This is a genomic window from Rhizobium sp. WW_1 (assembly GCF_003610155.1).
GTDB lineage: Bacteria > Pseudomonadota > Alphaproteobacteria > Rhizobiales > Rhizobiaceae > Rhizobium > Rhizobium tropici_A.
Genome location: NZ_RAIN01000006.1, coordinates 345,900 through 358,697 on the forward strand (window position 1 = coordinate 345,900; position 12,798 = coordinate 358,697).

Annotated in this window: 11 protein-coding genes; 5 read left to right on the plus strand and 6 right to left on the minus strand. The window is 60.5% G+C overall.

The window, feature by feature from the left end:
- Positions 1 to 61: 61 nt before the first annotated feature.
- A complete protein-coding gene (locus BJ928_RS19760; protein WP_047633727.1) occupies positions 62 to 406 on the plus strand; it encodes a RidA family protein in 345 nt (114 codons plus the stop codon).
- Between the two features lie 41 nt (positions 407 to 447).
- On the opposite strand, the gene BJ928_RS19765 is transcribed toward BJ928_RS19760, so the two are convergent.
- Genes BJ928_RS19765 through BJ928_RS19780 form a run of 4 tightly spaced genes read right to left on the minus strand, consistent with a single transcriptional unit; the run spans position 448 to position 5,244 of the window.
- The gene (locus BJ928_RS19765; RefSeq protein ID WP_047633728.1) at positions 448 to 2,115 is read right to left on the minus strand and encodes a thiamine pyrophosphate-binding protein; all 1,668 of its coding nucleotides are present in this window, start codon (positions 2,113 to 2,115) and stop codon (positions 448 to 450) included.
- Positions 2,112 to 3,314, minus strand: a complete 1,203-nt coding sequence (locus tag BJ928_RS19770) for a CaiB/BaiF CoA-transferase family protein (protein ID WP_047633730.1) — start codon at positions 3,312 to 3,314, stop codon at positions 2,112 to 2,114. Before BJ928_RS19770 ends, BJ928_RS19765 begins: the two co-directional genes overlap by 4 nt.
- 18 nt (positions 3,315 to 3,332) lie before the next feature.
- Positions 3,333 to 4,292 (minus strand): DMT family transporter, encoded by a 960-nt coding sequence (locus BJ928_RS19775; protein ID WP_047633732.1) that lies wholly within the window; start codon positions 4,290 to 4,292, stop codon positions 3,333 to 3,335.
- Between the two features lie 19 nt (positions 4,293 to 4,311).
- Positions 4,312 to 5,244, minus strand: coding sequence for an alpha/beta hydrolase (locus BJ928_RS19780; protein ID WP_047633734.1), 933 nt, complete (start codon positions 5,242 to 5,244; stop codon positions 4,312 to 4,314).
- 228 nt (positions 5,245 to 5,472) lie between these two features.
- Between BJ928_RS19780 and BJ928_RS19785 the strand changes: the two genes are divergently transcribed.
- The 4 genes from BJ928_RS19785 to metF all read left to right on the plus strand — a co-directional run bounded on the left by BJ928_RS19785 (position 5,473) and on the right by metF (position 10,052).
- Positions 5,473 to 6,156, plus strand: coding sequence for a ribonuclease (locus BJ928_RS19785; protein ID WP_245432437.1), 684 nt, complete (start codon positions 5,473 to 5,475; stop codon positions 6,154 to 6,156).
- A gap of 126 nt (positions 6,157 to 6,282) precedes the next feature.
- Positions 6,283 to 7,932, plus strand: coding sequence for an energy-dependent translational throttle protein EttA (gene ettA / locus BJ928_RS19790; RefSeq protein ID WP_047633737.1), 1,650 nt, complete (start codon positions 6,283 to 6,285; stop codon positions 7,930 to 7,932).
- A 190-nt stretch (positions 7,933 to 8,122) separates the two neighbouring features.
- The gene (locus tag BJ928_RS19795; RefSeq protein ID WP_047633740.1) at positions 8,123 to 9,148 is read left to right on the plus strand and encodes a metalloregulator ArsR/SmtB family transcription factor; all 1,026 of its coding nucleotides are present in this window, start codon (positions 8,123 to 8,125) and stop codon (positions 9,146 to 9,148) included.
- Position 9,149: 1 nt separating this feature from the next.
- A complete protein-coding gene (gene metF, locus BJ928_RS19800; RefSeq protein ID WP_047633742.1) occupies positions 9,150 to 10,052 on the plus strand; it encodes a methylenetetrahydrofolate reductase [NAD(P)H] in 903 nt (300 codons plus the stop codon).
- A 379-nt stretch (positions 10,053 to 10,431) separates the two neighbouring features.
- Here metF and BJ928_RS19805 read toward each other — a convergent pair whose 3' ends face one another.
- Both BJ928_RS19805 and BJ928_RS19810 read right to left on the minus strand, forming a co-directional pair.
- Complete coding sequence (locus BJ928_RS19805) at positions 10,432 to 11,358, minus strand: DMT family transporter (protein WP_047633743.1); 927 nt, start codon at positions 11,356 to 11,358, stop codon at positions 10,432 to 10,434.
- Between the two features lie 152 nt (positions 11,359 to 11,510).
- Positions 11,511 to 12,755 (minus strand): lytic murein transglycosylase, encoded by a 1,245-nt coding sequence (locus tag BJ928_RS19810; RefSeq protein ID WP_047633744.1) that lies wholly within the window; start codon positions 12,753 to 12,755, stop codon positions 11,511 to 11,513.
- Positions 12,756 to 12,798 lie beyond the last annotated feature (43 nt).

A 12,798-nucleotide genomic window follows, 5' to 3' on the forward strand; every position in this document is an offset into this window, starting at 1 on the left:
GCAGGGCAGGCCATGGGCCGCGCCCTGTTTACCTGTCGAAAAACAACATCAGGAGAAGACCATGAGCATCAAGCGCATCGACGTTGGCGCCCGCATGAGCGGCGCTGTCATTCACGGCAACACCGTTTATCTCGCCGGCCAGGTTGGCGAAGGCGAAAGCGTCACCGATCAATGCAAGTCGGCCCTGGCTGAAGTCGATCGTCTGCTCGCTGCAGCCGGTTCCAGCAAGTCGAAGGTCCTGCAGACGCTGATCTATCTCTCCGACATCTCCTACTTCGCGGAAATGAACGCTGCTTGGGAAGCCTGGGTCGATCCGGCCAACACGCCGGCACGCGCTACCAGCGAAGCCAAGCTCGCAGCGCCGAAGTACAAGGTCGAATTCATCGTGACCGCGGCGATCGACTAAGTCGGTTCAGCGTGATTTTTGAAAGGCCGGTGGGCTTGCGCTCACCGGCCTTTTGTTTGGGCGATTTCCGTCAGGGTGCGGGAGGGTGTGATCGCTTCGGGATCAAGTGCGATCTCGATGATTGCCGGCTTGCCGCTGGCGCGCGCCCGCTCGAAGGCCGGGCCGAATTCCTCCGTCGCCTTCACCGTTTCGCCATGGCCGCCATAGGCGCGCGCAAGGGCCGCAAAATCCGGATTGTCGAGCGCCGTGGCGCTGACGCGGCCGGGATATTCCCGCTCCTGATGCATGCGGATGGTGCCGTACATGCCGTTATTGATGACGAGAGCGATCAGCGGCAGGCCGTACTGGACGGCGGTTGCAAATTCCTGCCCGTGCATCATGAAACAGCCGTCGCCGGCAAAGCAGATCACCTCGCGCTCCGGAAAGAGTTGTTTGGCGGCGACCGCTGCCGGCAGGCCATAGCCCATCGAACCCGATGTCGGTGCTGACTGCGTATTGAAGCGGCGGAAGCGATGGAAACGGTGCAGCCAGGTCGCATAGTTGCCGGCGCCGTTGGTAAAGATCGCATCGTCAGCGGTATTGGCTTCGATCCAATCCATGATGCGGCCCATGTGGACTGCGCCGGGGCTTTTTTCCGGCGTTGTCGACCAGGCAAGATAGGCTGCGTGCATGCGCTCGGTGCGCTCGGTGCGCTCGGCCCAGCGCGTTTCGTTTGGTGCTTCGAGGTCTGCCAGAGCCGCGACGAAATCCGCCGGGCTGGCGCAGATCGCTAGGTCAGGGCGATAGACGCGCCCAAGCTCAGACGGGTCGGGGTGGATGTGAACCAGCTTTTGCTGCGGGTAGGGGATATCGACCAGCGTATAGCCGGAGGACGGCATTTCGGAGAGGCGCCCGCCAAGCAGGACCAGCAGGTCCGCTTCCTTGATTTCCTTTGCCAGTGCCGGATTGATGCCGATGCCGACATCGCCGGCATAGTTCGGATGCAGATGGTCGAACAGCATCTGCCGGCGGAAGGAGCAGCCGACCGGCAGCTTGAAACGCTCCGCGAACTGCCTGATGCCGGCAACCGCTTCCTCGCTCCAGCGCGTGCCGCCGAGGATGACCATTGGCCGCTCCGCAGCAACGAGACGCTGATGAAGGTCAGCAAGCTGATTGCGGCCCGGATGAGCGGCAACAGGGACATAGGGCAGGGCTTCCGGCGCCTCGACCTCGTCGCGCAGCATGTCCTCGGGCAGAGTCAGCACGACCGGGCCGGGACGTCCAGACGTCGCGACGGCAAAGGCGCGCGTAACGAATTCGGGAATGCGGGCGGCATCGTCGATCTCGCCGACCCATTTGGCGAATTCGGTGAAGGCGCGGCGGAACTCCACCTCCTGGAAAGCCTCGCGCTCGCGGGCATCGCGCTGGACCTGGCCGATGAACAGGATCATCGGCATCGAATCCTGCCGCGCGATGTGAAGGCCGGCAGACGCGTTGGTGGCGCCGGGACCACGGGTGACCATGCAGATGCCCGGTTCGCCGGTCAATTGGCCCCAGGTGTCCGCCATCATCGCCGCGCCGCCCTCCTGGCGGCAGACGAGCACCTTGATATCGCTGTCATGCAGTGCATCGAGCACCGCAAGAAAGCTCTCGCCCGGCACGCAGGAAATGCGCTTGACGCCATTTGCCTTCAAAGCTTCGACAATGAGTTGGCCGCCCGTTCGTTTCATGTCCTCGCCTTCCCCTCCAGTTCCGCCAATTCGGCGAGAACCTCCTCCTGATGCTCCCCAAGGCGCGGGCTCGGCCGCGTATAGGTCAATGGTGTCTTCGACAGCACGATCGGCGTGCGTACGCTCGGAATCATCGTGCCTGCACCGTCTTCAAGGTCGATCCTCAAGCCTCGCGCCTTGATCTGCGGGTCAGCGAACATATCCTCGATCGTATTGATGGCGCCGGCCGGAACGGCGTTGGCCTCGCAGGCCTTCAGCAGGTCCGCCTTGTTCCACTTCAGCGTTTCCGCCGAGATGAAAGCCCGCACCTCGTTGCGGTTGGCGACGCGCGCCTTGTTGGTCGCATAGCGCTCGTCGTCGGCCTGGGTAGCGAGGCCGAGAATGGTGCAGAGGCGGCGGAACTGTCCGTCGTTGCCGACCGCTAGAATGAGATAGCCGTCTGCGGTCGGAACGACTTCGTAGGGCGAGATATTGGGGTGAGCATTGCCGAGCCGCACGGGCGGCTTGCCTGAGATCAGATAATTCATGTTCTGGTTGGCAAGCACGGCCGATTGAACGTCGAGCAGCGCCATATCGACAAGCTGTCCCTCGCCGGATTTGAGCGCATGGATCAGCGCTGCCTCTATCGCCGAGACAGCATAGATACCGGTGAAGATATCGGCGATCGCGACGCCCGCCTTTACGGGTTGGCCGTCCGGTTCGCCTGTGATCGACATGAAGCCAGACATGCCCTGGACGATATAGTCGTAGCCTGCGAGGTTGGCATAGGGGCCTGTCTGCCCGAAGCCGGTGATGGAGCAATAGACGATGCGGGGATTGATCTTCTTCAGGCTTTCGTAGTCCAGCCCATATTTGACAAGGCCGCCCAGCTTGAAGTTCTCGATCACCACGTCTGCCGTTTTCACAAGGCGGCGGACCAGTTCCTGACCTTCCTCGGTCTTGAGGTCGGCGGTGATCGAGCGCTTGCCGCGATTGGCTGAATGGTAATAGGCGGCGGAGAGATTCTCACCGTCCTTGCCTTCGACGAAGGGAGGACCCCATTGGCGCGTGTCGTCGCCGCCATCCGGATTTTCCACCTTGATGACATCAGCGCCGAGATCGGCCAGCATTTGCCCGGCCCAGGGACCGGCGAGCACACGGGCAAGCTCGATGACGCGAATGCCGGAAAGCGGAGGTTTCTTGGTCTTTTGTTCTGTCATGTCGGTCCGCTCTCCCGCTTACGGCGTGAACGCTGCTTCAGATGTATCGGATACCGGCCTGGAAGCAAAGCGTCGCTCGCGCCAGAGGATATAGAGGCCGGAGCCGATGATGATGAGAATGCCAAGCCATTTGATCGCATCCGGGAAGTTGTCGAAAACCAACCAGCCGAAGATGGTCGCGGAGACGATCTCGAAATATTGCAGAGGTGCGAGCGTCGAGGCTGGCACCGCGCGATAGGCGTGGACCGTCAGAATGCCGGTGACGGCTGCACTAACGCCGACGCCAAGCAGGTAGAGCATGGCAGTGAGGTCCGGCATCACGAGATCAAGGATTGCAATTCCCGTTGCCCGGCCGATTGCGAGCAGGATCAGGCTGAGGCCGATGCCCCATATGCCCGTCTGGAACTGCATCGACCAGGCATCCTCGCTATGGGAGACGACGCGCGTAATCATCACGTAAACGGCAATGCAAAGGGCGGTGACGACGGGCAGTAGCGCGATGAAGCCGACTTCCTGAAAGCTCGGCTGGATGATGAGCATCGCGCCGAAGAAGCCGACGGCGCAGGCGGTGTAGCGTCGCCATCCGATGGTTTCCTTAAGGAAGATGCTGCTCAGGATCGTCAGCATCATCGGCTCGACGAAGAAGATGGCGATGGCGTCGGCAACTTCCATGACCTGCAGCGTGGTCACGAAGGACACCATGGACAGTGTGAGCACGGCAGCACGGATGGCATGAATACCGCTGCGCCGCCATGTCCACAGACCCCATTGTCCGCGCATAACCATCATCGGCAGTGCGAAGAGCGATTGGAAGATGAAGCGCGCGGCAGTGACTTCTCCCGGCGGAATGGTTGTTGCCGCGAGCTTGGAGAAGATGTCGATGATCGGCGAGAGGACGACGGATAGAAACATCATCAACAGGCCGAAGGTCAGCTCCGATTGCGGCAATCGGACTGAGGAGCCGCTGGAGGTGTTCATTACAGAATTTCCTTGAGAATCAGTTCTTTGCCGTCATCTTCTTGCACCAATCGGCAAAGTCGGAAATGGCTTGCTCGGCGCCGATGTCGTTGAGCGTCTCGTGCCGCATGTCTGGATAGATCTCAGTGGTGATATGAGCGAGGCCAGCACCTTTCAAATGATTTGCCAGCCAGGAAATTGCCTTCGCGTTGTCGGTTGCCGGGTCCTTGCCACCGCCGACGAGATGGATCGGCATGTCGCGAGAGAGACGGTCGAGATAGGTCCTTTGTGGCGCTCGGAAGGTGAGTTCGAATATGTCGAGCCAGAGCGAGACGGAGGCATCGAAGCCGCACAGCGGATCGGCGACGTACTTGTCGACCTGCGCCGGGATGCGGGAGAGCCAGTCGAAGTCCGTGCGTCGGTTCGGAATAGATCGCGCCCAGGTGCCGAAGGTCAATTTCGGCAGCGGTCCGCTTGGCACATCCGATCCCTTGAACATCCGCTCGGTCCTGAGAATGAGTTGGGCGGCGCGGCCGGCAATGCCTGGATTGAAATTCGAGTTCCACACGGTGACGGCATCGAATTTGTCGGGATAGGTGACGGCCGCGTTCAGGCTGATTAGACCGCCCATGGAATGACCGAACAGGATGATCGGCAGGCCGGGATGGGTGCTTGCGGCGAGCTCACGCATGGCAAGGACATCGGCGATGACCTGCTCGACACCATCTCTTCGGGCGAAGCGCCCGATCGGCGCATCGTAGGCAACGGTCTCGCCATGCCCGCGATGGTCATGGGCATAGACATGAAATCCTTGGGCGGCCATCGCGTTCGCGAAGGTTTCATAGCGACGGGAGTGCTCGGCGAGGCCGTGCGAGATCAGAAGGACGCCGCGAGCATCGATCGCCGTCGGCAAATGATGATAGGCAAGGGTCGCGCCCGTCGGACTGTTCAGGCGCTGTGTCTCGGCGAACATGCTTCATTCCTCCCGGATTGAACGAAAGGTTATCATCCGCCCGATTGCAATGGATAGGTGGTGAAGCTCACAGAAATAAATCTTTCCGAGCGCCGCGATTCAGGATTGCGCACACTCGAGCAACCTGCTTATTTGTTCCCATAATGTTCCAGTTGGAGGCGGGGAATGAAGCATTGGCTTCGGGTATTTGCGGTTGCAATCCTTTCGGTCGGCATTGTGACCGGCGCCATGGCGCAGGACCATAGCCGCGGGCGGACGCGCTTTATCCTGGCGGCAAGCTGGGAGCCGACATTTTGCCAAACGAACCAGAAGAAGGCGGAGTGCCGGAACCAGTCGTCGGACAATCATGACGCCACGAATTTTTCGTTGCACGGCCTCTGGCCGATGCGGCAGCAATATTGTGATGTCTCCGATGATCTGAAGCAGGCAGATCGCAGCAGCGACTGGAAGGACCTGCCGGCGGTACAGCTGTCGCAAGACGTGAAGACCAAGCTCGACAAGGTGATGCCGGGCACGCAATCCGGGCTCGAGCGGCACGAGTGGATCAAGCACGGCACCTGCACGAAGCTCAGCGCCGACCAATATTTCTCCATCGCCGCCGGCCTGATTACCGAACTCAATGCATCGACGGTGCGCGATCTCTTCGCCCAGAACATCGGCAAGGAGCTCGACGCCGAAAGCATCAAGGCAGCCTTCGACCAGAGCTTCGGCGAGGGGGCCAATGCCCGCATCAAGATGAGCTGCCGCCGCGTCGGCAATGTCAGGATGATTTCTGAGTTGACCATAGGTCTCTCGGAAGATGCGATCGATCCGCCGCAGGGTAACGAGCCTCGGCTTGCGAAGCTCATCCAGGGGGCGGGCAGCACTTCCTTCGGCTGTGACCGCGGCGTGGTGGACGCGGCCGGTTTCTAGCCTAATCCGGTCTTTGCGACGCGGATAAATGCCCTCGGACAAGGTTTCGCCGTTGCCCGAGGGCCGGGTTTCGCCTACATAGCGGCACAATTCGCAATGTTATCCGCCCGTGGAGTAACCCAAGCTATGGCACGTCAGTTTATTTATCATATGGCCGGACTGAATAAGTCCTATGGCGCCAAGAAGATCCTCGAGAACATCCATCTCTCCTTCTACCCCGACGCCAAGATCGGTATTCTCGGCCCGAACGGTGCGGGTAAGTCGACGGTGCTGCGCATCATGGCCGGCCTCGACAAGGAATATACCGGCGAAGCCTGGTTGGCCGAAGGCGCCACCATCGGTTACCTCGCGCAGGAGCCTCAGCTCGATCCGAACAAGACGGTTTTCGAAAACGTCATGGAAGGCGTTGCCAAGAAAACCGAAATCCTCAATCGCTACAACGAATTGATGATGAACTATTCCGACGAGACTGCGGAAGAGGGCGCCAAGCTCCAGGACATCATCGACAGCCAGAATCTCTGGGATCTGGAAAGCCAGGTCGAGATGGCAATGGAAGCGTTGTGCTGCCCGCCGCGCGATGCCGAAGTCACTAGCCTTTCCGGCGGTGAGCGCCGCCGTATCGCGCTTTGCCGCCTGCTTCTCTCGCAGCCGGACCTGCTGCTGCTCGACGAACCGACCAACCATCTCGACGCCGAGACCATCGCCTGGCTGGAAAAGCATCTGCGCGACTATCCGGGTGCCGTGATGATGATCACCCACGATCGCTACTTCCTCGACAATGTCACAGGCTGGATCCTCGAACTCGACCGCGGCCGCGGCATTCCCTACGAAGGCAACTATTCCGCCTATCTGCGGGCCAAGGCCAAGCGCATGCAGCAGGAAGCCCGCGAAGAAGCTGGCCGTCAGAAGGCGATCAGCCGCGAACAGGAATGGATTGCCTCCAGCCCCAAGGCCCGTCAGGCCAAGTCCAAGGCGCGTATCAACGCTTACGAACAGTTGGTCGATGCTGCCGAAAATCAGCGTCCCGGCGATGCGCAGATCATCATTCCGGTCAGCGAGCGTCTCGGTCAGGTGGTGGTCGAGATGGAGGGCATCACCAAGGGTTTCGAAGGCCGCACGCTGATCAACGATCTGTCGATCAAGCTGCCGCCGGGCGGCATCGTCGGCATCATCGGCCCGAACGGCGCCGGCAAGACGACCCTGTTCAAGATGATCACCGGTCAGGAAAAGCCGGATGCCGGCTCGGTCCGCATCGGCGAGACGGTGCATCTCAGCTACGTCGACCAGAGCCGCGACGCGCTTGATGGCAATAAGACGGTATGGGAGGAAATCTCCGGCGGCGCCGAAGTCATCAAGCTCGGCAAGTTCGACATGAACTCGCGCGCCTATTGCGGCGCCTTCAACTTCAAGGGCGGCGACCAGCAGCAAAAGGTCGGCAATCTCTCCGGCGGTCAGCGCAACCGCGTTCACCTGGCCAAGATGCTGAAGGCTGGCGGCAACGTGCTTCTGCTCGACGAACCCACCAACGACCTCGATACGGAAACGCTGGGAGCGCTGGAAAGCGCGCTTGAAAACTTCGCCGGCTGCGCCATCATCATCAGCCACGATCGTATGTTCCTCGACCGTCTGGCCACGCATATCCTAGCCTTTGAAGGCGAAGGCCATGTCGAATGGTTCGAAGGCAATTTCGAAGATTACGAGCAGGACAAGATCCGCCGCCTCGGCCCCGATGCCCTCAATCCAGGCAGCCAGGCGCACAAGCGACTGACGCGCTAAGCTATCGGTCTCACTCATCGAAAACCCCGGCTTGTCCGGGGTTTTTGTTTGCACTTCGGCGTAAGCGGGTATTCCGTTTTCGTCAGAAACTAACAGATTTCCGACGTCGAATTAACGTCGCGAGCGATTGGCTCTTGCAGATCGTGCTCAAATCACATAAAGATATCTTTATATCTTGATTGGGTGTCGAATGACGGATCTGGTTAAACTCGGCTTGGATGACGTGGTGGATGTGCTGAAGGCGGTCGGCGAGCCGACGCGGCTGCGTCTTCTCGCGCTGCTCGCAGCCGGGGACCTCACGGTCACCGATCTTACCGAAATTCTCGGCCAATCACAGCCGCGCATTTCCCGACACTTGAAGTTGCTCGGCGAAGCCGGCCTGATCGATCGCTATCAGGAAGGCGCGTGGGCCTATTTCCGCCTGAAGCAGGAAGGCAAGGCGGTGACGCTGGCGCGCGCGCTGCTGCGCCACACCGCCGAGAAGGATACGGTGCTGCTGCGCGATGGCGAGCGCCTTTCTTCTGTGAAGCGCGTTCGCGCCGAGCGCGCCCAGGCCTATTTCAGCCGCAATGCTGCCGAATGGGATGAGCTGCGGCGTCTCCATGTCGCTGATGAGGATGTCGACAAGGCGCTGATCGATCTGATCGGCCCGCAGCCGATCGACTCCTTTCTCGATCTTGGCACAGGCACGGGCCGCATGTTGCAGCTTCTGACCGGCCACTACCGTCGGGCCGTCGGCATAGATGCCAGCCGCGACATGCTGGCCGTTGCTCGCGCCAATCTCGACCGGGCCAACATCACGAGCGCCTCTGTGCGCCATGGCGATATCTTCAACCTGCCGCTCGAACAGCAGGATTTCGACCTCATCACCATCCATCAGGTGCTGCATTTCCTCGATCAGCCGGAAATCGCCATTAACGAGGCGGCGCGAATGCTGCGGCCCGGCGGCCGGCTTGTGATCATCGATCTTGCGCCGCACGGGCTCGAATATCTGCGTGACGATCATGCGCATCTGCGTCTCGGCTTCTCGCATCAGACCATGTCGGATTGGCTGAAGCTGGCGGGGCTGGATGTCGAGCGTGTGCAGGACCTTCATTCGGGAAAGGAAGGCGGTCAGGCGCTGACAGTCACCATCTGGCTGGCGCGCGACCCGCGGTTGCTGATTGCGGCCGACCAAGACCTCCAATCGTCCCCCATTCTTGCCGGGAGAGTTTGACATGTCTTCGAGATCCGAAAGCCGTGATGACGGTATCCGCATTTCCTTCGAGTTCTTTCCGCCGAAATCGGAAGAGGCGGAGCAGCAGCTCTGGAACACTGTCGAGGAACTAAGCGATTGGGAGCCCGAGTTCGTCTCGGTCACCTATGGGGCCGGCGGCTCGACCAAGGCGCCGACCTTGTCTGCCGTGCGCAAGATGATCCATGAGACGCCGTTCACGACGGCGTCGCATCTGACCTGCGTCGGGGCGACGCGCGAGGACACGCATCGGGTCATCGACGAGTTCTTGGCTGCCGGCGTTCGCCGTTTCGTCGCCCTGCGCGGCGATCCGCCTGGTGGTGTCGGTTCGGCCTATCAGCCGCATCCGGGTGGTTATGCCAATGCGGCGGAACTGGTTGGGGCTTTGCGCGAGCGCGGCGATTTCGACATCTCCGTCTCGGCCTATCCTGAAAAGCATCCGGAAAGCCGCGATACGGCTGCAGATATCGACATGCTGAAGCGCAAGGCGGAGAATGGCGCCGACCGGGCGCTGACCCAGTTCTTCTTCGATAATGACGCTTTCGAGCGCTATCACGACAGTGTCCGCGCCGCTGGCATCGAGATTCCGGTCGTGCCAGGGATCATGCCGATCCAGAACCTGACGCAGCTGAAGCGCTTTGCCGGCGCCTGCGGCACGAACATTCCGTCCTGGCTCGACGAGCGTTTCGCCGGTCTGGACGAAAACACCGAGGAGCGTGCCAGGGTTGCCGCCGAAGTGGCTGCCGAGCAGATCCAGGATCTGATGCGCCGCGGCATCCATGAGTTTCACCTCTATACGATGAACCGTTCGGCGCTGGTTTCGGCCGTGCTTGAACGGTTAGGCCTGCAGCGCAAGGTGGATGCGCGGGCCGGTGCCGCCGCCTGAGCACTTCACGGGAGCCGATAAAAAAGCGCATGTCCGGTCGGGACATGCGCTTTTCTAATGAAACAGGGGTTTTGTTAGCTTTTCGGAGTTTGGTCGTCTGCGAATTTCACCAAAGCCGTCAGATGAAAAGCATCGTCACGACGAAAGCAAAGGCCGCACCGACCACTAGGACGTTGATGGATCGTGTTAATCCCATGTCTTCCTCCTCAGTCAGCCGTTAAATTTTATGTCGAAAATGTGTCTTTTGGAAAGAACATTCGATGCTGCGGCGCGGTAGCCGCCTGTTGCTTTGATTCAAGTTTTCGCCCTAGCGAGTTGAACTGGCTTTACAATTTTCGGTCGAACAAGATCGGTTCAGTTGTGTATAAACCGCGTGGCGTCAGGCCACATCGGGGCGCAAACTGCTTTTGACCCACGCGTAGAGCCTTCCATCCAGGATAAGCAGCCCCGTCGCGATCAGCAGCATACCGGCGATTTCCGCGGACCCCATGCGCTCCCCGAGGAAAAGAAAGCCGAGCAGCAGGGCGCTTGGTGGCACGAGCAAGGTGACGAGAGACGTATTGGTGGCGCCGGCAAGCTCGATGATCCGAAAGAAGAGGATGTAGGCAAAGGCGGTGGACAGAAGCGCCAGGCCGAGAATGGCAGCAATTGCCATCAACGGTGGAGCGGCGAGTGTCCAAGGCTGATCGATCGACAGGGCGACCGGCAGCATGATGAGCGAAGAGCCGGTCAGCTGGCCCGCTGCCACAACCGGCGGCGCAATGCCTTTGAAGCGTTTGGCATAGATGGCGGCAAAGCCATAGGAGATCGCCGCCAGGATCGGCAGCGATAGCGCCCAGAAGGGAACTGAGCCGCTGCTAGTAACGCTCGGTCCGAGCAGCACCGCGGTTCCAAGCAATCCTGTGAGGCATCCGGCGAGCTTGGCGGATGTCAGGCGCTCGTCCGTTGTGAGCTGATTGCCGATCAGCACGGTCCACATCGGTGTCGTTGCATTCAGGATGGAGGCGAGGCCGGCGCCCATCTGCGTCTGACCACAGAAGAGCAAGGTGTGCGGTATGGCGTTATTGATCAGTCCCAGCAGCAGAAATTGCCGCCAATGGCGCCGCAGTGACTGATAGATATCGAGGCGGCCAGCGAGATAGACATGCAGCGCCGCTGCTGCCAGCGACAGGCGCAGAAGGACGAGCGTAAAGGGCGGGACGTGGTGAACCGCGATCCGCGCGAAGAAGAACGATCCGCCCCAGATTAATCCCAGCAACAGCAGCAGGCCCCAGGTCGAGGCACTCATTCGGTTCTCGCCATTCATGTCGATCTCTCCTCTTTCGATCCATCTAAACTGGAAGAGGGGCGATGCACCACCCGTTTCCTGCGCCGGGGATTGTCGGCGCCTGGAGGTGGCAGGGGAGATACAAAAAAGGCGGCTCGAAGTCGCCTTTTCGATCTGATAATCAGGAAAAATCAGAGCGCGTTGAGCAACGCCGTCGTCGCCCAGCCGTCGGCCGGCATGCCCAAGCGGAACTGTTCCTTCTGGATGGCGACACGCGTGCCGGAGCCCAGAATGCCATCGATCTTGCCAACATCGTAGCCGCGGGCCACGAGCTTGGTCTGAAGCGCCTTCATGTCGACATCGTTCAGGCCCGGCTCGGGGTTGCCCTTGTTATAGGGCGGAGCACCGGCGAAGCGGGTGGCGAAATAGGCGGCCGAGGTCGTGTAGATGAACGACTGGTTCCAGCCGAGATAGGTGTTGTAGTTCGGATAGGTCAGGAAGGCTGGGCCTTTGCGGCCCTGCGGCAGGATGAGGGCGGCCGGCAGCGAAGCGAAATTCGTATTGCCGTCGCGCGGCTTGACGCCGAGCTTGAACCAATCACCAGCCGTCAGCGTGCCGCCAATGCCGGATTTTTCCCAAGGGAGATTATCCGGTACGGCGACTTCCTGCAGCCAGGGTTGATCGCGAATGAAGCCGAGATGCTGGAGAAAGCGCGCAGTGGTCAGGATGACGTCGGGCGCACTGGTCTTCAGATTGACATGACCGTCGCCATCGCCATCCGTGCCGTAGGCAATGATGTCAGGCGGTAGCATCTGCGTCTGGCCGATTTCACCAGCCCATGCACCCGTCGTCGTTGCCGGGTCGACGTCACCGCGCTGGACGAGTTCGATCAGCGCGATCAGGCGCGGGCGGAAGAAATCCGGACGGCGGCAGTCATGGGAAAGGGTGACCAGCGCATTGCGGGTGTTGAAATTGCCCTGAACGGCGCCGAAATCGGTTTCCATCGCCCAGAAGGCGGTGATGACGCCCGGAGGTACGCCATAGTCCTTTTCGGCCTTGGCGAAAACATCGGCATATTGCTTCATCTTCTGGCGGCCGATGTCGAGGCGGCCCTGGCTGACGGTGCGTTGGGAGAATTCGAGGAAAGTCTGGCGGAAGACGCCCTGGCTGCGGTCCATCGCGAGGACTTTCGGGTCGATCTGCGCGCCGGCGAACGTCTTGTCAGCGGCTGCGGCATCCGCGCCATCGGCAATAGCCTCTGCCTTCACGCCGGCGAGAAAGGCCGCCAGATCGCCGCCGCAGGCTACTTTCGGCGTTGCGTCGCTGCTCGCGGGCGGCACGGCGGCTGGTGCCGCGCTCTGCGCCATCGCCGTACCGGTCATGGTTGAGGCGAGGAGCAACGCAAGAGCGCTGCGTCGAATGGTGTGACGGTCCATGAGCGATCCTTTCCAGTGATAGAATAGGGTCGCTTTCACAGAA

Coding starts and splice junctions, on each gene's coding strand:
- BJ928_RS19760 (WP_047633727.1), top strand. CDS start 62: ATGAGCATCAAGCGCATCGACGTTGGCGCCCGCATGAGCGGCGCTGTC.
- BJ928_RS19765 (WP_047633728.1), bottom strand. CDS start 2,115: ATGAAACGAACGGGCGGCCAACTCATTGTCGAAGCTTTGAAGGCAAAT.
- BJ928_RS19770 (WP_047633730.1), bottom strand. CDS start 3,314: ATGACAGAACAAAAGACCAAGAAACCTCCGCTTTCCGGCATTCGCGTC.
- BJ928_RS19775 (WP_047633732.1), bottom strand. CDS start 4,292: ATGAACACCTCCAGCGGCTCCTCAGTCCGATTGCCGCAATCGGAGCTG.
- BJ928_RS19780 (WP_047633734.1), bottom strand. CDS start 5,244: ATGTTCGCCGAGACACAGCGCCTGAACAGTCCGACGGGCGCGACCCTT.
- BJ928_RS19785 (WP_245432437.1), top strand. CDS start 5,473: ATGGCGCAGGACCATAGCCGCGGGCGGACGCGCTTTATCCTGGCGGCA.
- ettA (WP_047633737.1), top strand. CDS start 6,283: ATGGCACGTCAGTTTATTTATCATATGGCCGGACTGAATAAGTCCTAT.
- BJ928_RS19795 (WP_047633740.1), top strand. CDS start 8,123: ATGACGGATCTGGTTAAACTCGGCTTGGATGACGTGGTGGATGTGCTG.
- metF (WP_047633742.1), top strand. CDS start 9,150: ATGTCTTCGAGATCCGAAAGCCGTGATGACGGTATCCGCATTTCCTTC.
- BJ928_RS19805 (WP_047633743.1), bottom strand. CDS start 11,358: ATGAATGGCGAGAACCGAATGAGTGCCTCGACCTGGGGCCTGCTGCTG.
- BJ928_RS19810 (WP_047633744.1), bottom strand. CDS start 12,755: ATGGACCGTCACACCATTCGACGCAGCGCTCTTGCGTTGCTCCTCGCC.